General features: G+C 46.0%; 26 protein-coding genes and 4 pseudogenes. 13 read left to right on the top strand and 17 right to left on the bottom strand.

Going from position 1 to position 23988, the window contains the following annotated elements; all coding sequences use genetic code 11:
- Positions 1-52 precede the first annotated feature (52 nt).
- The 8 genes and pseudogenes from NST99_RS33765 to NST99_RS21385 all read left to right on the top strand — a co-directional run.
- Positions 53-469, top strand: a pseudogene (locus tag NST99_RS33765) (tyrosine-type recombinase/integrase); the annotation flags it as partial.
- Positions 462-837, top strand: a pseudogene (locus NST99_RS21355) (DUF6262 family protein); the annotation flags it as partial. The pseudogenes NST99_RS33765 and NST99_RS21355, both read left to right, overlap by 8 nt.
- A 73-nt stretch (positions 838-910) precedes the next feature.
- Positions 911-1216: pseudogene (locus NST99_RS21360) on the top strand (helix-turn-helix domain-containing protein); the annotation flags it as partial.
- Between the two features lie 18 nt (positions 1217-1234).
- On the top strand, positions 1235-1786 hold the full coding sequence (locus tag NST99_RS21365) for a GyrI-like domain-containing protein (protein ID WP_341097716.1): 552 nt from the start codon (positions 1235-1237) through the stop codon (positions 1784-1786).
- A gap of 33 nt (positions 1787-1819) precedes the next feature.
- A complete protein-coding gene (locus tag NST99_RS21370; RefSeq protein ID WP_341094220.1) occupies positions 1820-2716 on the top strand; it encodes an alpha/beta hydrolase family protein in 897 nt (298 codons plus the stop codon).
- A gap of 477 nt (positions 2717-3193) precedes the next feature.
- Entirely contained in the window at positions 3194-5065 is a 1872-nt protein-coding gene (locus NST99_RS21375) for an LTA synthase family protein (protein ID WP_341094221.1), read from the top strand.
- A gap of 149 nt (positions 5066-5214) precedes the next feature.
- Positions 5215-6024 (top strand): alpha/beta fold hydrolase, encoded by an 810-nt coding sequence (locus NST99_RS21380; protein ID WP_341094222.1) that lies wholly within the window; start codon positions 5215-5217, stop codon positions 6022-6024.
- Positions 6025-6053: 29 nt separating this feature from the next.
- The gene (locus NST99_RS21385; RefSeq protein ID WP_341094223.1) at positions 6054-6857 is read left to right on the top strand and encodes a lipase family protein; all 804 of its coding nucleotides are present in this window, start codon (positions 6054-6056) and stop codon (positions 6855-6857) included.
- 28 nt (positions 6858-6885) lie between these two features.
- Here NST99_RS21385 and NST99_RS21390 read toward each other — a convergent pair whose 3' ends face one another.
- The 6 genes from NST99_RS21390 to NST99_RS21415 form a co-directional block, all read right to left on the bottom strand.
- On the bottom strand, positions 6886-7386 hold the full coding sequence (locus NST99_RS21390) for a hypothetical protein (protein WP_341094224.1): 501 nt from the start codon (positions 7384-7386) through the stop codon (positions 6886-6888).
- A 49-nt stretch (positions 7387-7435) separates the two neighbouring features.
- Positions 7436-7831: a hypothetical protein gene (locus NST99_RS21395; protein WP_341094225.1), complete on the bottom strand. Its 396-nt coding sequence runs from the start codon at positions 7829-7831 to the stop codon at positions 7436-7438.
- A 235-nt stretch (positions 7832-8066) separates the two neighbouring features.
- Positions 8067-8969, bottom strand: a complete 903-nt coding sequence (locus tag NST99_RS21400; protein ID WP_341094226.1) for a sensor histidine kinase — start codon at positions 8967-8969, stop codon at positions 8067-8069.
- A 27-nt stretch (positions 8970-8996) separates the two neighbouring features.
- Positions 8997-9734: a hypothetical protein gene (locus tag NST99_RS21405; protein ID WP_341094227.1), complete on the bottom strand. Its 738-nt coding sequence runs from the start codon at positions 9732-9734 to the stop codon at positions 8997-8999.
- Positions 9727-10650 (bottom strand): ABC transporter ATP-binding protein, encoded by a 924-nt coding sequence (locus tag NST99_RS21410; RefSeq protein WP_341094228.1) that lies wholly within the window; start codon positions 10648-10650, stop codon positions 9727-9729. Before NST99_RS21410 ends, NST99_RS21405 begins: the two co-directional genes overlap by 8 nt.
- A 96-nt stretch (positions 10651-10746) precedes the next feature.
- On the bottom strand, positions 10747-11439 hold the full coding sequence (locus tag NST99_RS21415; protein ID WP_341094229.1) for a response regulator transcription factor: 693 nt from the start codon (positions 11437-11439) through the stop codon (positions 10747-10749).
- Between the two features lie 135 nt (positions 11440-11574).
- Here NST99_RS21415 and NST99_RS21420 point away from each other — a divergent pair, with 135 nt between their 5' ends.
- Positions 11575-12129 (top strand): SMI1/KNR4 family protein, encoded by a 555-nt coding sequence (locus tag NST99_RS21420; RefSeq protein WP_341094230.1) that lies wholly within the window; start codon positions 11575-11577, stop codon positions 12127-12129.
- A gap of 158 nt (positions 12130-12287) precedes the next feature.
- Here the strand turns inward: NST99_RS21420 and NST99_RS21425 are convergent, their stop codons facing one another.
- The 11 genes from NST99_RS21425 to NST99_RS21475 form a co-directional block, all read right to left on the bottom strand.
- Positions 12288-12542 (bottom strand): hypothetical protein, encoded by a 255-nt coding sequence (locus NST99_RS21425; protein ID WP_341094231.1) that lies wholly within the window; start codon positions 12540-12542, stop codon positions 12288-12290.
- A 214-nt stretch (positions 12543-12756) separates the two neighbouring features.
- Positions 12757-13023 (bottom strand): zinc ribbon domain-containing protein, encoded by a 267-nt coding sequence (locus tag NST99_RS21430; RefSeq protein ID WP_052092171.1) that lies wholly within the window; start codon positions 13021-13023, stop codon positions 12757-12759.
- Between the two features lie 121 nt (positions 13024-13144).
- Positions 13145-15085 (bottom strand): ABC transporter permease, encoded by a 1941-nt coding sequence (locus NST99_RS21435; RefSeq protein ID WP_341094232.1) that lies wholly within the window; start codon positions 15083-15085, stop codon positions 13145-13147.
- Positions 15082-15837, bottom strand: a complete 756-nt coding sequence (locus NST99_RS21440; RefSeq protein WP_341094234.1) for an ABC transporter ATP-binding protein — start codon at positions 15835-15837, stop codon at positions 15082-15084. Before NST99_RS21440 ends, NST99_RS21435 begins: the two co-directional genes overlap by 4 nt.
- Before the next feature lie 135 nt (positions 15838-15972).
- Entirely contained in the window at positions 15973-16119 is a 147-nt protein-coding gene (locus NST99_RS21445; RefSeq protein ID WP_341094235.1) for a hypothetical protein, read from the bottom strand.
- Between the two features lie 6 nt (positions 16120-16125).
- On the bottom strand, positions 16126-17130 hold the full coding sequence (locus NST99_RS21450; protein ID WP_341094236.1) for a sensor histidine kinase: 1005 nt from the start codon (positions 17128-17130) through the stop codon (positions 16126-16128).
- Positions 17127-17816 carry a response regulator transcription factor gene (locus NST99_RS21455; protein ID WP_341094237.1) on the bottom strand — a complete coding sequence of 230 codons (690 nt, stop codon included), beginning with the start codon at positions 17814-17816 and terminating at the stop codon, positions 17127-17129. The genes NST99_RS21450 and NST99_RS21455 overlap by 4 nt, the downstream gene beginning before the upstream one ends.
- 156 nt (positions 17817-17972) lie before the next feature.
- Positions 17973-18671: a polysaccharide deacetylase family protein gene (locus NST99_RS21460; RefSeq protein ID WP_341094238.1), complete on the bottom strand. Its 699-nt coding sequence runs from the start codon at positions 18669-18671 to the stop codon at positions 17973-17975.
- Positions 18672-18697: 26 nt separating this feature from the next.
- Positions 18698-19300 (bottom strand): YkoP family protein, encoded by a 603-nt coding sequence (locus NST99_RS21465; RefSeq protein WP_445744981.1) that lies wholly within the window; start codon positions 19298-19300, stop codon positions 18698-18700.
- A 244-nt stretch (positions 19301-19544) separates the two neighbouring features.
- Positions 19545-20117, bottom strand: a complete 573-nt coding sequence (locus NST99_RS21470) for a hypothetical protein (protein ID WP_341094239.1) — start codon at positions 20115-20117, stop codon at positions 19545-19547.
- A gap of 34 nt (positions 20118-20151) precedes the next feature.
- Positions 20152-20724 carry a hypothetical protein gene (locus tag NST99_RS21475; protein ID WP_341094240.1) on the bottom strand — a complete coding sequence of 191 codons (573 nt, stop codon included), beginning with the start codon at positions 20722-20724 and terminating at the stop codon, positions 20152-20154.
- 156 nt (positions 20725-20880) lie between these two features.
- Here NST99_RS21475 and NST99_RS21480 point away from each other — a divergent pair.
- The 4 genes and pseudogenes from NST99_RS21480 to NST99_RS21495 form a co-directional block, all read left to right on the top strand.
- Positions 20881-21165, top strand: a pseudogene (locus tag NST99_RS21480) (EamA family transporter); the annotation flags it as partial.
- A 147-nt stretch (positions 21166-21312) separates the two neighbouring features.
- Positions 21313-21894, top strand: a complete 582-nt coding sequence (locus tag NST99_RS21485; RefSeq protein ID WP_341094241.1) for a LysE family translocator — start codon at positions 21313-21315, stop codon at positions 21892-21894.
- Between the two features lie 20 nt (positions 21895-21914).
- A complete protein-coding gene (locus NST99_RS21490) occupies positions 21915-22688 on the top strand; it encodes an AraC family transcriptional regulator (protein ID WP_341094242.1) in 774 nt (257 codons plus the stop codon).
- A gap of 186 nt (positions 22689-22874) precedes the next feature.
- Entirely contained in the window at positions 22875-23987 is a 1113-nt protein-coding gene (locus NST99_RS21495; protein ID WP_341094243.1) for an ArsR/SmtB family transcription factor, read from the top strand.
- The last annotated feature ends 1 nt before the right edge of the window (position 23988 follow it).

Genomic DNA, 23988 nt, shown 5'->3' on the forward strand with positions numbered 1-23988 from the left:
TATAACAAGAGTAATTCTGCTCACTATCTTGATTTCACGAAGATCGAAAGTCGGTGATGTGCAAGAAATTAAAGTGGGAGAAGACATTCCTGCAGAGATCTTAAATGCGTTATGGCAAGACCATAAGTTGAATGCAATGGATAACCCTTATGGGACATGCCACGCTCGTTTAAAAGGTGAATGCCCTCACATGGAAGCACCACCTTGCTTAACGTGTAATGGAGGAAGCCCATGTAAAGATTTAGCCATAGGCTTCTCTGAATTGGATGTACTGAAATATGAACTGCATATTAAAACCACATCAAAGGCTATTGTGGCAGCAAAACAACATGGTCGTGAAGATATGGCTGAGAAGAACGAGAAAAATCTACTACGTTATCAGGGGATTCTAACTAACCTTCAAGAAGGCAATATCATTTTCGGTAGACAAGACCGTATAAAAAGAAAGGTAAGTGCTGGAAATGGCTAATTACGACCGTACAGCTTATCTGAAGAGAATCCATGCCCAACGGGAAGGCGAGTACCTTAGAGAAGGTAGATCAGGCGATTAAACGCCTCTTACGAGCCAACAAGAGTATCAATTTCAATAGCGTATCAGAAGAATCGGGTGTATCGAAAGCGAGTTTATATAACCATTCAGATATCCGCGAGAGGATCGAATCCTTACGCCGTCAACAATCACAAGCACCTACTCCAAAGCAAATCAAGCGTGAGATGAATGATGCGAATAAGGATATACTCATCGAAACGTTAAAACGCAAAATCAAAGCACTGGAGAACGAGAACAAAGAATTACGAGAAGAAATGAAAAAGGCTTATGCTCAGATTTACGAAAAATATTCCGCAAAAAATATCAAAACCGAGCGTTTCATCTGTCGTACAGTGATAATATCTCTATGGAGGCATTAATGTGAACTATAAGGATTCGGTAATCAAGGCCATTTCCTATATTGAAAATCATCTGACCGATGAGAGTTTAAGCGCCAAGGTTTCGGAAGCTGCCGGCTATTCGCCTTACCATTTTCACAGGATCTTCCTATCAGTTACTCGATGCTCCGTCTCAGAGTACATACGCAAGCGGAGATTGACGCACGCGGCATACGATTTATTTCATACCAACCAAAGGATCATAGATATTGCCATCCAGTACCGATTCGAGTCCCAGGAATCCTTCGCCCGAGCCTTTCGGAAATTGTTCTCCATCTCGCCAGGACAATTTCGCAAGCAAAGGGACATGAAGGACACGTTGTTCCGGGCCATGGAGAAGCTTCCTTTGGATGAAGTGGGGCTGCAACATTTGCATAAGGGCTTTTCCCTCGTGCCAGCTTTTGTCTGCCTGGACAATCTGCATTTGGTCGGCATGTCGATACCGGGTGTCAATTCGGACGAGGTCGGAATGCTATGGCGGAGCTTTAGGCAGCGTGTGTTTGAAATTAAGCGAAAGCCGGATACGGAAGACATATTTTATGCGGTCATTGAACTTACGGGCGAGCAATGGGAAGTCACTTATACCGCTTGTGTCGAGGCGACCAGCGAGGAGAGTACGGTTCTCTTGGGAATGGTCGCTAAGCTGCTACCAGCGGCAACTTATGCGGTTTTTACTCATAAGGGGACATTAGCGAGACTCAACGATACGTTCCAATACATTTACGAAACGTGGTTACCCCAGTCAGGCAGCGTTCGTACGAATGCCCCGGAGTTCGCGCGTTACGACCAACGATATCTAGGACCGACGAACGAGGATTCGGTATTGGACATATATATTCCCGTTAGCTCGCCATCTTAGGAGCGTTTCGCTTAAGGAGAGGAAGAAATCAAGATGAACAAAAAAGCAGACATTAATGAAGGATACGCAGGATGCTGCGAGGTACAAATTACAGAAAACTCATTGAGGGTGACCTTTCCTATGATCGTGATGTATCCGACAGACTCACCGGAACAGGCTGATCGTCTAGGGCCGTACTCGTTGGAAGTGGCCAGAGACGCTACGCCGAGGGAGGGAAAGTTTAGGTTGGTCCTCATTTCACACGGTACAGGTGGTTCGCCGCTTGTGTACTGGTCGCTTGCTCGGCATTTGGCACGCAGCGGCTTTATCGTTGGCCTGCCCGAACATCCGCACAATAACCGCAACGATAATAGTTTGGAAGGTACGGTCCAAAACCTCACCTATCGACCCCAGCACCTTCGCATGGCAGCCGACTGGTTTTTTGAAGATGAGAGGTTTAAGGGGCTTATCCAGCCGGGAAGCCTCTCGGTCATCGGGCATTCCATGGGCGGCTACACCGCGCTGGCAGCAGCTGGCGGCGTCCCGACCTCCTTCCCTAATGAGAGCCCAAATGGGAAGCCGCAGCAAATCGATGTCCTTCGCGATTCGCGAATCCAGTCCCTGATTTTGCTGGCCCCGGCGTCCGTTTGGTTCCAGAATGAGGGGGCATTAAGCGACGTTCGTCTCCCCATTCTCATGCTGGACGCGGAGCGAGACCCGTACACACCTCCATTTCACGCACAGATCATCTTGAATGGTGTTGCTGAACCACGGATGATTCGCTATCGGACTGTGGAGAATGCCGGACACTTTTCCTTCCTGAGTCCTTTCCCAGCTGCGATGATTTCACCCGCCTTTCCCCCCTCACAGGACCCACCTGGCTTTGATCGCGTGCAATTTCACGAAACGCTGAAGACTGAGGTAGTAAAGTTTCTGTTGACTTATGATTAGGAAACGAAATGTATCGCAGGCGTATAAGTGTGCGCTACCCATCGGGAGGGAAATATGATTTTTAATAAAAACGGGGGTTTTTTTGACAGTACTGGCAAGTGGGGCTACATATTTCATTGAAAGCCGTTCGACAAATGAACATGACCATTCTGTCTACGGGAGTCAATTACGGATTCAAGCGCTCTATCCCGTTGGTGTCCGGCGCAACCGTCCACAAAATAATGGTATTCCGTCCACTGATCGAATTCAAGGAGGAGCGGCAAATAGCATGGCTTCAACTTTTAACACTTCAGCCCTCATATAGAGCTCTTTAGCTTGTTAAGAGAATTATACTGCGAGTAGTCAAATCCAGTAATTGACATGAATTTTACATAATAAGGTTGTCTTTCTCTTAAATCCTTCTCCCAATCTAGTTGATTTTGAGCGCTTCCATGTAATAGAATGGACTAATTAAAAGGAAAAGGATGCGCATAACCGATGCGGTTGAAGAAACCACGTACACTCAGTAAAAGATCCATATTATTTTTCTCACTGATCATGCTTGCCAAAAGCTATTTTGCTTGGTATTACTTGTTCGAAGACGGGCCAACCTGGACTACATGGTTCAAAGAAATTCCTTTTGTGCTATTGATCTTCTGCTTGATCGAATGGTTCGCTACAAAACGTAAAATAGCCATCTACATGTTTGTGAATTTGCTCATTACTGTTTTGTTCTTCTCTTTGATTGTATATCATAATCATTTTGGTATTATTGCTACTTCTCAGGTCATCGGTCAGGCGAAACAGGTCGGAGCTGTGAAGAAAAGTATTTTTTCGGTCATGCACCCTCAATATATGCTTATTTTTCTGGATATCATTATCATTAGTTTGGTTATGTTTAGCCGAAAGAAAGCAGTCGCCTGGAAAAAAGCCATGTCACGCCGAAGTAACCGCAAAGTGGTGGCTGCCTTGTTCTGTGTTTCTTTTGCGATCTGTGTAATGAATATTTTTCCGAACCAGGCCAGTATGAATGAAACCATCCAGGCTGAGCAAATGGGAATTCTCAACTATGAAGCCTACGCCCTGCTTGCAGAGCGTGAAGAAGAGCTTATTGAGCTTTCCAAAATTAATCAATCCGTCATTGATCAAACTAAAGGCATTGAGGCTCAATCTAATCCGCTCTTGTTCGGAGCCGCCAAAGGAAAGAACCTGATTATTATTCAAATGGAGTCTTTTCAGAACTTCCTGATTAACTTGTCGATTGACGGGGAGGAAATCACTCCGAATCTGAACAAGCTTGCCGCCGGGAATTTCTATTTCCCCCGTTTCTACCAGCAGGTTGGACAAGGCAACACTTCCGATGCTGAATTTATCGTGAACACTTCCTTTTATGTGCCACCGAATGGTCCAGCTACTGATATCTATGCTCCCAAAGAGCTTCCAAGCTTACCTAAGCTGCTGCAGGCGCAGGGTTATGATACGGCAACCTTCCATACGAATGAAGTTGACTTTTGGAACCGCGGGGAGCTTTATGAGGCATTAGGATTCGACCGCTTTTATGACAAATCTTACTTCGGTGAAGATGACACCGTCTTCTACGGGGCGTCCGATGAAGTTCTTTACAAGAAGACATCGCAAGAGCTGGCCCGAATGGACCAAAGTGCCCAACCTTTCTATTCACATGTAATCTCCATGTCCTCTCATAATCCGTTCTCGATTCCGGAAAGCAAATACAAAATGACATTACCGGAGCGATTTGAAGGAACGCTCGTTGGCGATTATATTCGTGCTCAGAATTACGCGGATTACGCGCTTGGACAGTTTATCGACGAACTAAAGCAGAACGGCGTATGGGATAACAGCTTAATCGCATTATATGGTGATCATCGGGGGCTTCCTATTTTCTCACTTAAGGATGAGGATAAAGTCTTACTTGAGGAAATTCTGAATCATGAATATACGGAACGCGATTTGATCAATATTCCGTTAATCATAGCTTCTAAGGGGATTACGACTCCAACTGTAAAGGATCAATTAGGCGGACAGGTTGACATTTTACCTACGGTATCCAATTTATTAGGGGTAACGCTAGATAACCATATTCATTTTGGACAGGATCTGTTAAATGAATCCGCCTATAACCTGCTGCCTCAACGCTATTATTTACCTACCGGATCTTTCGTGAATAACGAAGAGCTTTTCTTGTCCGGCAGCGGCTTTGAAGATGGCCAACATTATACTTTATCCGGAGATGGCGCTAAACCGCTTCAATCCACAGAAGATGAGTTCAATCGTGCCCTGGCGCTCCTTCAGCTGTCAGACAGTTATGTGACACAATTACCTGATAGAGAGGTTGCCGAAGTAGAATAGTAGGCACAGCCCTCGCGGCAAGGACAGCCCTACATAGCCCATTCAACCCCACCGTTATTAAACGGTGGTTTTTTTTGTAGGCACTTAACCCAATCAGCTGAATAATATGGTTTGAAAAGACAAATTAACGGATGAATGAGGGAAGCCTAATGGAACATTGGATTAGAGTAGAACCGCAGGTGAATGTATATGTAAATGATATCAACCCGCTAGGCAGGAAAACGATATTGTTCATCCATGGCTGGCCTGCGAACCACAAGATGTTCGAATATCAGTACAATCGTCTGGTGCCCATGGGATATCGTTGTATCGGAATGGATATGCGGGGATTCGGCAATTCGGATAAACCTTTGAGCGGATACGACTACAATCGGTTAGCGGACGATATCCGGTGTGTTATCGGGGCTTTAGGGCTTCGGGACATTACACTCGCGGGACACTCCACCGGAGGAGCTGTAACTATACGTTATATGGCCCGCCACAACGGGTATGGGGTGTCCAAACTTGCGCTTTTCGCCTCGGCTGCTCCCAGCCTGATTCAGCGGCCCGGTTTTCCTTATGGCACCACAAAAGAAGCTATAGATCAGATCATTCAAGCGACCTATCAGGATCGGCCCAAGATGCTGCGTGACTTCGGAGAACAATTCTTCTATCAAAAAGTATCGGAGCCGTTCTCGGACTGGTTCTTCCAACTAGGACTGCAGGCAGCAAGCTGGTCCACTATAGCCGTCTCCAACGCCTGGCTCGCCGAAGTATTATTTCAGGATCTCCCAAAAATACAGGTCCCTACTTTGATTCTTCATGGTATCCATGATCAAGTTTGTTACTACCCTTTGGCTGTGGTGCAGCATCAAGGGATAAAGAATTCTGTGCTTGTGCCATTCGAGAATAGCGGCCACGGATTGTTCTATGACGAATGCGAAAAATTCAACCGGGAACTATCCAGGTTTGTCGGGTAGCCTAAATAAGAAAGAAGGGCGGGATGCAGATGGGCAGCAATAAGGGTTATGAGCAATGGGCGATTTTTCTGGCTGCTGTCTGCGGACAGACCTATGCGCAATTTTCGAATACGGATGGTTCGTTCGCCGTGCCGGCGAATTATTCGGTCAATCATGTAATTAAGGCGAAATCCTTGGGCCATGTATGGGAAAACTTCGGGTTTATTATGGAATCTCCACAGGAGATAATTATTGCTTTTCGGGGGACCAGCTCGACAACCAATTGGATCTCGGACATCATCGCCTCACAGAGAAAATTCAAATATATTAAGGAAGATTGCCTTACCCATCGCGGCTTCACAGACATCTATTCTTCGGCCCGTGAAGGAATTCTCTCAGCACTGTCCAAGATCGAATCCGGCAAGACCTTATACATTACAGGCCACAGCCTCGGTGCAGCACTTGCAACCATGTGTGCAGTCGATCTGAGTGCCAATACGGATTACCGCTCACCTTATCTATTCACTTATGGGTCCCCCCGTGTAGGCGATCCGGCCTTTGCAAAAGTAAGTACAAGGTATGTTCCGAACAGCTACCGCATTGCCAATCCTTTTGACGTTGTGACCTACACTCCACCCTCTATCTACAAGCTGCCTAAGCGGGAGAAAAGGTACTATTACAGTCATGTCCAGACCCTCAACCCGCAGTCTTTCCAGAATGGTGCTGTTGGTCTTAATCATATTATCGGAAGTTATTTCACAGCGCTCTCCAAGCTTCAGCCGGAGTTTACCGAACAATTATGCCAGGCGAATCCCGGTTTCTGCCCGCTCATTGAAGTGAAAGTGCCAAACTAATTCAGGCCGCTATCCAGGAATTAGCGCCTTATTGTATCCATTCCATCAAGTACAACCGTTGCTTATCCACGTTAAGGATGACGATGCAGTAACTGCCGTCCTCTTTCTTTTTGTAATAATAATAATCACCTGCGTCATACTCCGTCGGGTAGTTCTTATAAAGCTTACCGTATTTAGCAATCTCTTTCTGGGACACCAGTATAATAGATTGTGTGAACCGCGATACTTCTCCTTCCAGGGAATGCCTTGATTCTTCAGTTATTGGCTGCCAGAGTGCCTGGTCTTGAACCTTTGCCAGTTGTTCTTCGTTATAATTCAGAACATAGTATCCTTCTCCATCCCCATGAAAACTCGGTTCACTTTCAAAAACAACTACTAGCTCTGCTGGTTTGGGGATCGTTATTCCCCACCTGCTGCTCCACATATCATAGGTTGCGGTATCGTTGTCATATATTTTATAACCCACACCTATACCGATAACGATTAAAAAAATGACGCCACTCCATATGGCTACTGTCTTCCTTCGCATTGTTGCTTCCTCCTGACCACTCTTTAGTATTGGCCGTTCCTTTCTCTCTTCACCCTTCCACTAATCCATAAAATCTCAAATCTCCGTCTTCAGTTTCCGCGATGTATATATCGCTCCGTTCCTTGACGCTGTAGATCTTTGTCCCAATGGATAATTGATTGGCCGTGCCATTCTTAAATTCCTTGCCATCTCCAGACTGTTCAATAATTTCCGTTACATACTGATCTTTATGAAGTTCTAATTCATCCACCCATGGAATCCCAGAGTTATAAATGATATCCGAGAACATAAAGATGTTCGCATTGGAATTGTCAGACAGAACATCTTCCGCAGTTGGATTGGATGTGCTCCATTCCCGGCTGACTGAACTTTTGTTGGAATTACAACCAGCTATAACAAACATGAGAATGATAGTGACCCATAGGATTGCAATCCGTTTGTTCATTTTGTCCTCCCCTGAGCTGCCAAAGTAGTCTATATATAAGTTTATTATACAATGAAATGGAAGAATATGACGATTGGCGTTCCCTATTTAAAATCAAGCAAAACACTCTAACCTGACATTACGTTGTAAGGTTAGTAACGGCAAAATCACTGAACTGTTGGTCACGCTTATCTAACAGAATTATAGTTTAGTTTATGACAGAAAGGGAGCCGCACTGGGTGCGGCTCCCTTTCTGTCATTCTCCAAACGTAAGAACCAATTGAAACTCCCCATCCGCAAGTGCGGCGCCAAGGCTCCCCCCCTGCTTCTCTACCAGTTGTTTCACGATGGATAAGCCGAGGCCCAGTTGGCCGCTTGCTCTGGAGTGATCACTGGTATAGGTTCGCTCGAACAGCTTGGGAAGATCCCATTCGTGGATATGATCGGTGTCATTCGCGAAAATAATCATTACTTTGTGATCCTCTGTAAATAAAGAAATTGTAAGCCGGTTTTTGGCATACCTAAGCACGTTCTGCAGCACATTGGAGAAAATTCGGATCATGGCTTTCTCATCCAGCCAGATACTCCGCACCGCTTCATCCAAGTTCAGCTGAACTTCAATGTTCTTCTGTACTAGGTCCGTGTGGAACGCGAGAATAACTTCGCTCAACATGCTGTACAGATAGAGGGGCTGCATATCCATAGGATAGTCCCCGGACTCCAGACTGGACAATTCATAGAACGACTCCACAATGTTGTTCATCACCGTCATTTTATGCAGAATAATGTCCAGGTACTCCTGACGCTCCGCTATGGGGATTGCCGGGTCCTTCAGCAGATTGGCGTAGCCTTGCATTGAAGTAAGAGGTGTCCGCAAATCGTGAGAAATGTTGGCGATTTCCCGCTTAATTGCAAGCTCTCTCGATTGATGGGTCACTTGTTCTTTCCTGCGCTGATCGAGCTGCCGGTTAATGGCAACCACCAGCTGCTCCATTTCACGCCCCGGCAAAGGCAGCTTAACGTTCAGGTGCTGCGTGGGAGGATGGTCTACTTCTGCCAGTTGTTTTCGTACTTGCATAATGCTCCGCCGCTGCAGCATATAGGGAATAAGAAACAAAGCAGCCGTTAAGGCCGCAGTTATGACGAGAGCTAGATGCATGTTCCTTATCCCCTCCTGGACTTATAGTCAGAACTCTTCTTTCTTGAACAGATATAGCCCTAGCGTATAAAAGACCAGCGTATAGACCGCCCCCACTGCCCACGGTTCCCAGGCTGCATAGCCCATATCTTCATAGGCATTAAGCAAATAATAAGCTGGTCCATGACTATGCAGCCACTCTGCCCATGTAAATCTGCCTTGGAGGTAACCCAGAATATAATGTGGCAGGAAATAGATGAGCAGGTAGGCGATGAGCAGCTGTGCATTTTTCTTCATGCTGGCAGCAAGACAGTAGTAGGTTGTGATTCCTGCAATCATGAGGGGCAGCATGTTAACCAGCATCCTCGTATATTCCGTGAGTGCATGATCCACATTGCGAACCATCAGGGTAGTTCCCAAAAGCAAGGACACTCCCACCAGTACAAGAGCGAATAAGAAGAATCCGGCCATTGTAATCAGCAGTTTGGCTGTATAGATGGCTTGCCTGCTGTAGCCATAGGCTACCGTATTCTTAAGCACATTCTTATTGTCGCCCATAACGATCAGCGGAAAGATGAAGAGCAATACGAACACAACCGGCATCATGCTTAGGACATTGCGGTAGAAGAAACGTTCATTCCCGTAAGGAAAATTAAGCTCTGACTGATTAAAAGCATAAAGGGCCACAGCAGCGCCAACCATTAGCAGAATATAGAGCAAGCCAGATAAATAATAGTTTCGGGTCCGGACGAAACGATACTGCTCGCTTTTCATCAGATTAAGCATCACGTTCACCTCCCAGCAGACTCAGGTAGTATTCTTCCAGGTCTCCTCCCGTGACATTTATCGAAAATACACCGATACCCTGACTATAGAGTACCCCGTTAATATGATCGGTCTTGTCCATACCGCCGAACAGCTGAATGTGATGATCCGGCAGGATTCGATAAGGGATGCCCGGGAAGTGCTTTTCCAGAATCGTGGCGGCTTTGCCGCTGTCATTCACAACCAGCTCAACGGTTTTTCTGGTTTTGTTCAGCAGTTCCTCTGCCGTCAGCTGCTCAACAATCCGTCCCTGATCCATGAAAACATACCGGGTAGCCACGCTTTGTAATTCAGATAACACATGACTTGAGATTAAGATCGTCACTTTTTTTTCCTCATTTAAGGTCTGAATAAGCTGACGGATCTCCACCTTCCCTTCCAGATCCAAACCGTTAGTCGGTTCATCCAGAAGCAGGAATGTCGGATGAGTCATCAGGGCAAGCGCCAGTCCCAGCCGCTGCTTCATCCCGAGGGAAAACGCCCTGAATTTCTTCTTCCCGGTAGTAAGAAGCCTCACTTCCTTAAGGGCTTGATCGATAGAGGTTTTGCCTGCGATGCCCCGTTGCTGGCGGTAATATTCCAGGTTCTGCCTGGCCGTAAAGTCCGGAAAAAATGCGGGTTCTTCAATGAGGGCACCTATTTTCCTGCGTTCCTGCCTAACCTCGGCAGCTTCACTTTTTCCATACAAAGTGATTTTGCCTGCCGTCGGAAAGACCTGTTCGGTAATACATTTGAATAATGTAGTTTTACCTGCGCCATTTTTACCAATTACTGCACAAATATCACCTGCAGCAATGTTCAGGTGGATATTCTGGAGTGCGTGTGATTCCCGGTAGGTTTTACTTAGTCCCTCAATCTCCAGTATACAATGCATCATCGTAATGACTCCCTTGCAATTTGATAATTCAATTGTATCCAGGTCACCCTTAATAAGCTTTAAGCAAAACCTTAAGAAACCTTAAAGAAGTTAAAGCTACACCACTTTGAACCCGATACCCCAAACCGTACGGATATATTCCTCTTCGGTAACCGCGGCGATTTTGGCCCGCAAGTTGCTGATATGTACATTAATGGTGTTATCGTCTCCAAGATACGTCCCCTGCCAGATATTCCGGTAGATCTCACTTTTCGAGAAAATCTTATCAGGCTTGGACAGGAGCAGCGCCAGAATTTCGAATTCATATTTGGTTATAGTCAGCAATTCGCTGTTCAAGGTGACTTCACGCCGCCGCTTGTCCATGATCAGTTCACGTATACGGATAATTTCTTCGTCAGGATTCACCGCATGCAGATACTGTAGACGCCGAAGCTGTGCCTCCACTCTAGCCATAACTTCTTCCTGATCAAAGGGCTTGGTAATATAATCATCCGCACCTAAACGCAGCAGCCCCACCTTGTCCTCCAGCGTACTTTTTGCAGAAATGACAATGATCGGAACCGTGGATTGTTCCCGGATTTGCGGAATCAACGTTTCTCCAGGCATTCCCGGAAGCATTAGGTCCATCAGCACCAGCTGGTATGCTTCAAGCGACAGCCGAAGCGATGCTTCACTTCCTGAAAATGCAGAGACGGCAGTAAGTCCTTCGCCCGTAAGCATACGGCACAGCAGGCGATTGATATCGGCATCATCTTCTATTACGAGTACTTTGATGTTTGAGTCATCCACTTAGGTTACCTCCAGCTACAATTATGTCCAATTCCCGCTCCTTCTCTGGAAACGTAATTTGCATTGGCTCTACTACTCTATTAATCTTAACGTATTGTGACATCATCCGGTAGACCGGACAAGGGGGAATCGTTCATGGAATGGGACAACGTATTCGGAATCAGTTATCAGAAGCAGCCTGGCCTAACGGAAACAGAGCTGGAGCAATTTATGCAGAGCTGGCACAAACCGCTAACGGCGCCGGAAATCGACGAAATCATCAGCCGGCAGCGCAATCCCTTCCCGGTTGCCCATCCGCTGCATGCGCAGTACGCTCCGTTTGACCCCGGCTTATGGTCCATCCCGCACAAAGCGCTGCCTGCAAGTTATCTGGACTTTCTGCGTTATTCTAATGGCGGGGAGTTTGTGAACGGGGAACGCTACTTTCAGTTTTTTAGCGCGGCTGAATTAAGACCCATGCTTCTGGCCTATGAGTTTCCGGAGTATATGCCGGGAGCGGTGCCCTTTGCGATGGACGGGAGCGGTAATCATTACATTTGGGATATGCGCATGGAAAGGGACGCCCTGGAATATCCGATTCTTGTATCCCATTCCGGCAACCTCGGCTACGAGGATTCCATTGTTATTGCGCGATCATTCCCGGAGTTATGCCACGGAACTACTTCAGTGGACGATGAACTGCACGGGTAGGACTGCTGGAGCAAGAAATAAAAAGCCTGAAATCGTCCCAGCGCTATGCTAAGACGACTTCAGGCTATACTTACAGCTTCTGTCTGCAACTATTCATCGCAAAAAGCACTAACGCGGGTTAGTGCCTTTGTACGCTCTTATGTACCTTGTAGTCAAGCTTATAGCCATCTCTTAAAGCTTTTATGGAATACTTCAATCTGATGATGTTCTGCCCATGCCTTCAGCGCTTTCATCCCCTGGTCTTCTTTTTCGGCAAAGGAGAAACAGGACTTATACGGTACAAAAACATTTCCATTCGGTTTAATTCCGACCACAGGCTTGAAATACCCTTTAATATACACAGCTTTGGTTTTCTCGGCTTCAATGGTCAAATCTTTTAAGATAATTGCACCAGGTTTCAGCTCGATATTCATAATCTGCCTGGCTGTGAAAAGCCGTTGCAGCAAAACCCCTATGATGGTAAGACTGAAGATGCTCCAAACATACGCGAAATAAAGTAAAAAGCTCCCTTCTTCCGATAAATAGAGCATTGAAAAGATCGCAATTCCTATCGACACACATAGCGATATAGTCATCATAAGCTCCGCAGGACGTCTGCCTTTGTATACCTCTACCGGGTCCATACCTTCACCTCATTCTTTTAATATCCTTGTTAAACCAATGAATATAACCACAACGGTGACAAGTTAAGGTGTTCGCGGAACGGTTGGCAAAATCAAGGTTCAAAAAACTTAAGAAAGCTGTATTCAGCTGCGCGTATCCATGCTCGAATTTATCATATTGGCAATGAACACAAGTGACATAAATTCCATTGGCCTGATAATAACCGGGACCTGTTGATTCCTTAATATTCTTGGCAAACAGCTTAAAGAACCTTTTCGCCTCATTTGGCATAGCAGTTATCCTCCATTTAAATATAGCTTTATATATACATACGCTTCCGTTATTTGGGAAGTTTCGATTACTTGCTTCATATAAAAAAACAGCCTGCCGGAAAGGCAGACTGCTGTAATTCCTATAACGATTCACGGATCACTCTCTTGTAAAAGAGTACCGACAGGAAGCCGAAGACCGAATACAGTACTGTATAGAACAGCATGACCAGGATCATCGGTGTAAGCATCTCAGTACCGAAGAAGAACCAGCCGGATTTGACAGCAAAGTAGCTATGACTCAGGCCGAAGACCAGCGGAATGCCGAAATTGAACAACTGCTTGAATTGGATGCCGCGTAGAAGGTCGCTCTGGGTAAAGCCCAGCTTGCGCAGGATCGTATAGCCGCCTTTTTCCTCCTCGCCTTCATCCATCTGCTTGAAGTAAAGAATACAGCCTGAGGTAATGAGGAAGGTCAGGCCCAGAAACCCGACGATGAACATAATCATCCCCATATTACTCCGCTGGTTCATTTCGTACTCATGCTGGGAAAAGCTTGGCTCCTGCGGAGCTTGGTTCTCGTAAATTTGATTCGCGGTGTCCAATTTCGACCGGTCGGTGATTTCAATCCCATAATAATTCGCTACCTCTTTCTTTTTTTGCAGTTTGGGATCGAGCACTTTAACCAGTTTCTGATAAACGGACTCATCCACCACGAATACTCCGGAGCCGGAGGCATAATAGACAGGCAGGGTAGGCTGACTGGATACACCGTTCAGCTGCAGTTTAATCGTCCCGCTTGAAGTCAGGAACCCAACCTCTCCGGTCTCTTTCAGTGTTATTAATTTTTCCAAAGCACTGCTGTAGCCCATGAGACGGGTCTCACCGGGTTCCAATTCTACACCTTCGATGCTGATGTCACTGACAACAGAGGTGGATAGGAGGCGGTCCCGGGAGGCTGTGAACGGTGAGAAGTCCATAATTTGAGTGGCATCTACATCCACCCCAACCGGATAGATATCAATTTCCTTGTACTTGATCTGCTCCTTATTGAGCGCTTGAATAAACTTCTCCTTCGCCTCGGTCCGGGCAAAGCCAAAATCATGCGGGGAACTTTCTTTGGCTGTCGCTTCCGCCGAATAATAGGAGATATAGCTTAAAGACAACAACCCGATGGCCAGTGCAGAAACCGTCGTGATGATCGTCAAGAGCAGCGCGTTCGATTTCATCCGGAACATGATCGATGAGAGCGACAGTACCTCGTTGATGGACAGGTAACCCTTTTTGCTCTTGCGGATCGCGTTGAATACAAAGCTGACCGAACCTTTATAGAAGAGGTAGGTGCCGACAATGACTAAGCCGAGAACCAAGATCATGATAATCATTAATTCGTTCATGGCATTGAACTTTCCGCCGAAAAGCTGGGTCGACAGATAATACCCCCCTGCAACAAATCCAATGCCTAGCAAACCCATGATAATCTCCCACAGCGACATTTTTTTAATCCGCTCCTGAGTCGTGGAAGTGACCCTGAACAGGGAAAGGATGCTCTGCCCTTTAATGAACACGTAGTTCATGATCATAATCAGCAGGTATATCGCGGCAAAAACGATTACGGTCTGCAGCAGCGCCTGCGTGGAGAAACGCAGCTTGGCCAATTCATCCACTTCAAGGATTTTGAACAAAATCATCAATATCAGCCGTGACATCACAAATCCCGCACCAATTCCGATGATCATGGAACCGAAATACAGAATCAGGTTCTCCGCACTGAGCAATTTGAAGATTTTACCCTTGGTGAGTCCTATCAACTGGAACAAGCCGATCTCCCGGCTGCGCCGTTTAATGAAAATCGTATTGGCATAGAGCAGGAAAATCGCAACAATGACCACTAGCAGCACAGAAGAGGTGCCGATAGCTGCCCCACCCTTTACCGAACCTTTGACTTCGTCCATGGCCGGATCATATTTAAGGGTCACAAAGGAAAAATACAACGCCACACCGAAGATCAAGGCAAAGACGTAAAGATAATAATTTTTAATATTTTTTTTCAGATTGCGCAGAACGATATAATTCAGGCTCATTGCTGAACACCGCCCAATACGCCCTGAGTCTTGATAATATCGTTGAAGAAGGACTGCCGGGACTCATCACCTTTGTTCAACTGCGTATAAATTTGCCCGTCACGGATAAACACCACCCGGCTGCAATAGCTGGCCGCCACAGGATCATGCGTAACCATGACGATGGTCGCCTGGCGTTTGCTGTTCATGTCAGAAAGCTTGTTCAGCAGATCGGAAGCCGACTTGGAATCCAGCGCCCCTGTAGGCTCATCTGCAAAAATGATGCTCGGGTCATGCACAAACGCCCTTGCCGCCGATGTCCGCTGCTTCTGCCCGCCGGATATTTCCGAGGGGTACTTATCCTTCAACTCGTAGATTCCCAGTTCGCCCGCTACCTGTTCAAACTTCTGATGGGCATCCTTCTTGGAAATACCTGTGATGGACAGCGGCAGCATCACATTTTCTTTGACCGTTAGCGTATCCAGCAGGTTATATTCCTGAAAAATAAATCCGAGATGATGCTTGCGGAATTCAGCCAGCTGTTTTTCCTTCATGCCCGTAAATTCCTTGCCTTCGATTTCGATCGTTCCCTGGCTTACGCGGTCAATGGAGGACAGCACGTTCAGCAGTGTCGTCTTTCCTGAACCGGACGCCCCCATAATGCCGACAAACTCGCCTTTATTTACTTGAAGGTCAATGCCTTTCAAGACCTCTTGTTTATTGAATTTCTTTCCGTAGGTTTTGTAAATTTTATTAGCCTGCATAATAATCATGTTTCACCCACTCCTTTTCTATAGTTCTATCATAAGCGGGATGTTGTTCTTTTTCCTGCGATTCGCCGAACAAAGTGAAGAGGCATGTGACATTGTTGTCACATGCCCGGTATCTCCTAAAAGGCCCAGCCATTCTCAGAATGTATGGGCTGGACTTGCCGTATCCGCCCAAGCCAGCGTTCCATCCGGCGACCAACGGATCTTCGAGATAGCATAATAGTCCTGCTGGCCTTCATGTGCAAAAACATCCTTATGCAGCGGCTCTCGCGAGAAATCGTTCAAATGTGTTCACAAGCCTTCAATCTTTACAAACTCATTCTCCCGTGGAAAAATCAATGTAAATACTGTTCCTTGCCCAAATACGGAATTCACCTGAATATTGATCCCCAGCGGCTCCGCTACTTGCCTAGTCAAATACAGTCCCATCCCGGTAGCGGCCCCTTCCTGACGCCCGCTCGTTGAGGTGAAGCCTTTATCAAATATCCGCGGCAGATCCTTAGGGTCAATTCCCCGTCCGAAATCCTCAACGGTAAGCACAACATGACCATCTCTTTCCGTGCTCAGGATGAGGATATCGGAAGCTTCACTGTATTTCACGGCATTCGTCAGCAGCTGCCTGAGCATAAAGCCTAGCCACTTGCCATCGGTCAGTACTTCTTCGGACGTAAGGAATACGTCGAAACCAATGCCTTTGGGAATACACCAGGATTTCAGCGCCCGGATCTCCTTGTTCAGAACCGGCTCCAGCTTGACCCTTTCGATAAATAGGTCATTGCGCATAAAGGGAATCCGTTTCTGGTGAAGCTGCTGGTCGAGCAGATGATGGACCCGCAGCCATTCGTACATTAACTGCTTCTGCAGCGTCTCGTCCGGAAGACGTTCGATCATCAGCTGCATTGCCGTTAGCGGAGTTTTGACCTCATGAATCCACGACAGCAGATCATCCTTCTCCGATTCCAGCAGTTGAAAATTCACCGAGGTCTCCTGCCGGTAACGTTCCGTTTGGGTGATCACCGCTTCCTGCACTACCTTTTCAAACGGGCTCTCGGCTTCACCCAGAACACCAAGATCATAAGTCTGATCCCAGGCTTCCATGTTTCTGTAGAACCGGGTCTCCTTGGGATATCGGAGAAACATAAATGCGGTACAGACCAGCAGATTTAGCAGTATTATGTACAGCATCGGCATTAACGGAATAGATGCATCGAGATAGACTACTAACAGAAGGAGCAGCTGCAGCAAGACGAGCAGGAGCAGCCAGCTCCGTTTCTCCTTAAGGTATTTCCAGATCATAACGCCGCCTCTTCAGTTGCCATATACCCTTGTCCCACCCGGGTTTCAATGTAAGTGTCCAGCCCCAGCGGTTCCAGCTTTTTGCGCAGCCGGTTCACATTCACGGTCAGCGTATTGTCGCTCACAAAATGCTCATTGTCCCACAGATCCTTGATCAGGTCTTCACGGTTTACAATCTGATCTTTGCGCTCTACCAGGATCTTCAGGATAAACGTCTCATTCTTAGTAAGCAGAGCAGCGCCAAGACTGTTGGTTACAGTGTTCTTCACATATTCAATCGTCGCTCCGCGCCATGTCTTCAGCTCCGTCCGCTCAGTGCTATAGTTGTACACCCGGCGTAATGTGGCTTGGATTTTGGCGATCAGCACCTCGAAATGAAACGGCTTCTGAATAAAATCATCGGCTCCCAGCTGCATAGACATCACCATATCGCTCGGATGATCGCGTGAGGACAGAAAGATAATCGGCACATTGGAATGTGCACGCAGCAGCCGGCACCAGTGGAACCCGTCAAACTGAGGCAGCTGGATGTCGATCACGACCAGCTCCGGTTTGATCACCGTGAATTCCTGCAGCACCTTGCCGAAATCCGAAATGCCATAGACCTCATAGGACCACTGGGACAACCGGTCCTTGATCTCATTGAATAACGTAACATCATCTTCGATAAGCATAATTTTAAACAAATAAAGCCACCCCGCTTTGAATCCTTGGACAGATTCATCTTTTTGTAGTGTCCATCTACATTATCATTAACTATTTCGTTATGCCAGGTCAATATTACTTAATCCCCTTTACAGGAAAAACCCGCTGCGAACAACGCAGAGGGTTCATTATGAGTATTATGCCATTTCATCCAAACGTACGAATCTAAGGTGTCTTGTCTTCAATTGCGGCAGCACCTCGTCTAAAGCCTCCAGCATAAAATGAGGTGCCTGTGAGTCTGCACCCACTGTCTCGCCGCTGTCATGCAGTAACACAACGGAGCCGCCAGTAATTTGGTCAAGCAGCTTTGACTGGAGGCGGGTCTGACAGACCCGGCTGCTCCAGTCACCTGCCGTAATTGACCATAGTGCAATCCGGTACTCCTTGTAACGGAAGTAATCAAACATATTCATTAAGCCCCAGGGCGGACGATAGTGGTCGGGTCTGGTGCCAACAATACCTTCTATAATATCTGCGGAACGATCCAGATGTTCACTGCGAATCGTTTTAGGCAGCATTAGCCAGTTGGAAGTATGACAATAATTATGTATGCCAATCTGATGGCCCTCACGGTCAATTCTGCGAACAAGCTCGGGATACCGTTCCGCTTGCGATCCCAGTACGAAAAAGGTTGCCTTAACCTGATGCCGTTTCAATAAATCGAGTAATTTCGGTGTATATTCCGGATGTGGCCCATCATCAAAAGTGAAGGCCACCTCTCCCTTTCCTTTACCTTTGCGGAAGACCCCCCATCCGGTCATCCGCGAAATTAAGCTTGGAATGAACATATAAAAAGCGGCAATACAGAGTATTCCTCCTATTAAATAGTTAAACATGGTTCGCCTCCCCCTTTATTGGCAGCTTATCCGGACAGACGCTGTTCGGGTGAGAAACGCTTCTTCAGCGATCCCCGCGAGTGAACCAGAAGCATGGGTACAAGCTGATCAGTGCGCCGGTCAATTCTTTTTCTTCCTTCCGGATGCATAGCTGACAGCAGCAGGCGGAGGTAGACTGTTGTAATTCTCATAAAAAATCCCGATTTCATCTGCTGCTGCTCAAAGCCCAGACCATGTGTCAAACCGCGATGGAGCAGCGTGATCCCCATTAACGCTTTCACCTGCTGGTACTCCGACTGCGATTCAAAGGCTTCATTAATTTGCTTCATTGATTTACGCAGCAGCCGGGCCGTTTGCAGTGCCGCACGATCCGAGCCTTCGGACTTAATAAGCTTCAGAATTTTTTCATTGTCCAGGTGAAGCTCCCCTACCCACTCTCCTTTATGGATAACTGTTGAATCCTGGCATACAATGGCCTCGCCCCGATGTTTTTTTAGCATCACCGAGCATATGCCAAAACGCGATGTACTCGCTCCCCGAAAATATGTAAGCACCGAAAATGCCTTTTCCCACATCATCCAGAGGTTTTGAACCGTAGTTTTCCGTATTTTGATTTCCAAATGATACACCTTCCTTACTTAGCTGTTCTTTTCCCTAATTACTATAGTAGTGATCAGAAATTTCTTTTTTCTTATGTAATTCTTACGTTATTCTTAAGTTGTTATTGCCCCTAATACTCTACTCCTTTCAATGCAATCCGCTGTGCTGTCATACTTCCTTTATTTGACGCTATGGATAGGAATCCCCCTGCAACCGGACCAGCGGTCACAGAGAAATGAGAAGGGAATGCAAGGGGGTAACGGGAAATTAAAGTCATTTTTGATTTAACATTTTATCAATGCTATGCATTTCAATTCTGTCCTTTTCAGTCCTGTGGTCTATAAATTCATGTTCTTCCTCGATAATGATTTCGTTTCGTCCGAAAAAACCAAGCAGCCTGCTCGCTTCTCTCCTTACGCCAGTGATATAAGAATTATTCTTCTGTTTATCCTCAATGAGTATCTCCTTATATTCGTCAGACGTAGTAATATAGGTTAAAGCTATGTATCTCAAAAATGAGTAACCACTACAATACTCTTCATAAAGCACATGCATAATCTCCAGTTGTCTTGAAGCATCCTCAAGCGTCAGAAGCTCATTAAGCAACAGTTCAAGCCTTTCTTGTTCAAACCTGCCTAGCTGAATAATTCTGTAGACCTGCTTCTCTGTTTCAAGAAAAGCGTATTTGTTCTTATAATTCCTCGAGATAAATTCGTAGTATTCCTGTTCACCCAAAATTTGCTCCAATTCATCATTGCTGTAAAGCCACTGTTCGAATTCTGCTATGGAGCCCTGATTTTTAATAAGAAAATATAAATAACGGTGTGCAGAGATTAAATCTAACATCTTGATCACCTTCACTTAATTATTGATATTCCATTCAATCTTCCAGACTCATAATCATTGAATGTAGACGGATGCCTTCCGGCAAATCTTCCTTGGCGACACTGATAAGAGATCTGGTAAACAATTTTCCTGACATTTCTTTGTCCGATGGATTCTGATCACTTGCAGGCACTGCCTCAATTTTTAAAATTGGTTTTTCAGCTGCGGCATGTTCAGCCGGAAATGTTAGCGATTTTACCTCAAATCCCTTTGTTACCGACTCTGTTTCCCCGATGCTCACGCAAATGAAATACTCTGTGGGGGTTTCCTTCACTAGATATCCGCCGGGTGCTGAATTTTCGTACTCTTTATACCGGTCCGTTACTTCCTTCGGTAAATTTTCGGTATTACTCCACTCCCAAGTAAAATCAGTCGAATGCTTGGAGTAGAGATGTTGTGTAAACGGAATACTTGCACTCTGTTTATTACTATCTATTTCTACAGTTTTGGTTTCAGTCTTAGTTTCCGTTACTCTATGATTCCCATTTCCCTCTATGTCCGCGCTGCACCCCAGCTGCAAGCCTAACATCAGCGTGATGATACAAGCTCCATATCTTGTTCTGGACAATGATTAATCCCCCTTATTGGCAAACTCCTTTTTCGCTTCTTCCCGGAAATCATACCACAATTAGCCTTTTCTGTAAGGCTGTTCTGCACCTCAGCTCCAGCAACATCATTCAAGAAATGTTCTTTTGTTCATATTATAATGGCTACATAGAACCTCAGCCTTTCCAATGTATCCAACCTTCTTTTCTTAGGTCTGGGAGCCTCGGCACTCTGTTTTGTCACCTGGAACCGGGTGGTCGGAATCCTTGGAGCGGTAAAAACAAGCGTGTACATCTATATTGTGCCTGTAGTTACGGTTGCCGCCTCTGCCCTGTTCCTGCATGAGAATATCACTTGGGTCACTGTAGCGGGAACCTTGCTCACCCTCGCCGGCTCCTACATTTCCGAGCGAAAAGCAATAACGGTCCACGGGAAGAGGATCGCTGCAAAAAGTGGGGATTGAGTTTTTCCGTATGCTCATTTGAACGTAAATCCACTGTGGATGGTGCCACCTGCCTGTTTCACCTGTTCGGTGATTTCTGCAATAATATACTATATGCATGCTAAGATCGCCTGTATTATTCATGGGAATACACTTTAGGAGGTCCTCATGAATATTACAGCTTTTATCATCTATTGCGTTGTTATCACCTTCACACCCGGGCCCACCAATATTGTGATCTTATCTTCAGTGCAGCATTTCGGTGCAAGAAAAACCATGAAATATGTATACGGAGCCACGATTGCCTTTGGCCTGCTGCTTGCCGCTTCTGCTGTGCTGAACCATGTGCTTGCCGGAGTGATCCCGAATATTGTGAGTATTATGCAGATCATCGGCAGTGTCTATATGCTCTATCTTGCCTATCAAATCTACAAGATGAATACAGGGAAGGCCACACCGTTCCACAATACCAATTTTTTGTCAGGCCTAGTGATGCAGTTTGTGAATCCAAAGGTGATCATATTTACTTTAACGGTGATTCCCAGCTATGTGATGCCTTACTATTCCTCCTCTTTAGCATCATTTCAGTTTGTAGCTATCATTACGGTTATCGGGTTTCTGGCGTTTATGACCTGGGTCATCTGTGGTACAGTCTTCAAGAAATTTCTCCAGCAGCATCAAAAAATAGTCAATGTTCTAATGGCGCTGTTTCTGGTATACTCTGCAATTATGGCATCGGGAATCATATAGAGAGTGTTGGGGGTGAGAGTATGGAGCAATTTACGTATAAAAAATCTGCAGATGTCCTTGCTCTGGCGGCAAGTTTTGCCGATTTCACCTATAAAAAACATTGCCACGAGGAGTATGCTGTCGGCGTAACCCTGCGCGGCATTCAGCAATATAATTTGAGCGACAGCTTCCAGTCCTCCCACAGGAATGGCGTCATGCTGTTTAACCGCGAGCAGTATCATGACGGCAGGTCCTACGATAAGGAAGGCATTGATTATGTTATGCTCTATATCAAGCCCGAGCTGGTAGCTGAGATCCTGGGGAAGAAAGAGCTGCGTTTCCAGACCCCTATCGTATACGACGTCAGCCTGGCACGAAGCATCTGCGCCCTCAGCCGGGCCATTCTGGACGGTAACGACGAAACGCTGTGTACGGAGCGGTTGATCAATCTAATCGGCATGTTATCCAAAACAGCGATGGACGCAGAGCAGCGGAAGAATAACCGGCTAGTGAAACAGGCGAAGGAAATGATGTACGGCAGCATCGGCAATGTGCTCAAACTCGATGATCTTTGTACAGAGTTTGGGATGTCCAAATACCAGCTGATCCGCGAGTTCAAGGCCCATACAGGGATCTCGCCCTATCAGTTTTTTCTGAATTGCAAGGTGGAACATGCCAAACGGTCCATTGAGGCCAGCAAGGATATCTACACGGCCGTAGCGGAATACGGATTTGTGGATCTGACACATCTGAACAGGCATTTCAAAAGTATGTTCGGGATTACTGCATATGAGTACATGACACAATTACAATAATACAATTACGGATCACCCTAGATGCCTATGGCATCTTTTTTTTGCCGTTTTATGGCTTGGATCTCCATCATAAATTTACTCTTTACAAAATATTGACTATGGGTTATTTTAACATTAAGTAATTATTAAATATTAACCAACTATCCATAAGATTTAAAATATTCAATCCTGAAATTGGAGGACAGTATGCAAATTGCGATGAAGGATATGTTACTGAACAATATTAATTTTGCTTACAATGAGGCCATCGAATTGATAGTGTCCATGGGAATGATCGCTTGTAAGGGAGAGCTTACCTCCATGGCAGAGGATTACAAGATTAAGATGGACCCACTCGTAGCAGCCTACTTTGAGGACGCACGGGTCCGTTTGTCACCTCATTCCTACCGGGAGCTTCAGTTTTTTTTCAATTATAACTTTTTCCATAAGGCACTCGATTTTGCTTTCTACGAATCCATCTGCACATATCCTGATCCACAGACTGCAGAAGCATGGATTGAACGGCTGGAGCAGAGACCGGCAGAACAAGTGGTAGCCGAAATGGTGTATGGCGTGTATTCCGATAAATTGGAGGATCTGCTGGAAGGCAATGACTGGGAGGAAGTCAAGAAGGATGTTCATTTGATGTCTGAGCTTGTGGCAAGAACGAAACCCCAGCCTGAGGTTGCCGGGGCGCAAGGACCGCTGCTTGAATGTCTTGCTTTCCCGGAAGAAACGAAACTGCGGTATATGCAGCTGCTCCATCAATTCTACAAGGATGTCTTTACCTATTGGAAAGAGCGGTTACGAATGGAGTCTGAACAAGCCACTCTACATTACGAAGCACTTTTCCTGGCCGATCCCGTCCGCTTCATTAGGGATATTAACAAAAATGAGCCTGCGCTGTATGATGAACCGACGACTTTTCATATCAGCTTCTTTTCGCAGGTGGGCAATCATTTTCTTAATTTCTGGACGGAGGCTGGAAGGGTCGGATGGGTGATATTTGGGGTACTCAACGACCGTGTATACGGACCTGCTGCTGACCGGGAGAAAACAGAGCTTTTCTTAAAAGCATTCTCGGATAAAAGACGCCTCGACTTCCTGCTGCTGTTAAAAAAACGCCCGCATTACGGGCAGGAAATCGCCGCGGCCCTTGGCATTACACCGGCAGCTGTAAATTACCATTCCAACTTCTTATTCTTTCTGGATCTTCTGGAAATTAAAAGAGAGGATCACCGCTTATATTACCATCTGCGCATAGATAGATTAAGGGAATTGCTGGCTTTAACCACAAAAGTCATGCTGGATGAAGATTAGA

The organism is Paenibacillus sp. FSL L8-0470, assembly GCF_038008625.1.
Taxonomy (GTDB): domain Bacteria; phylum Bacillota; class Bacilli; order Paenibacillales; family Paenibacillaceae; genus Paenibacillus_AQ.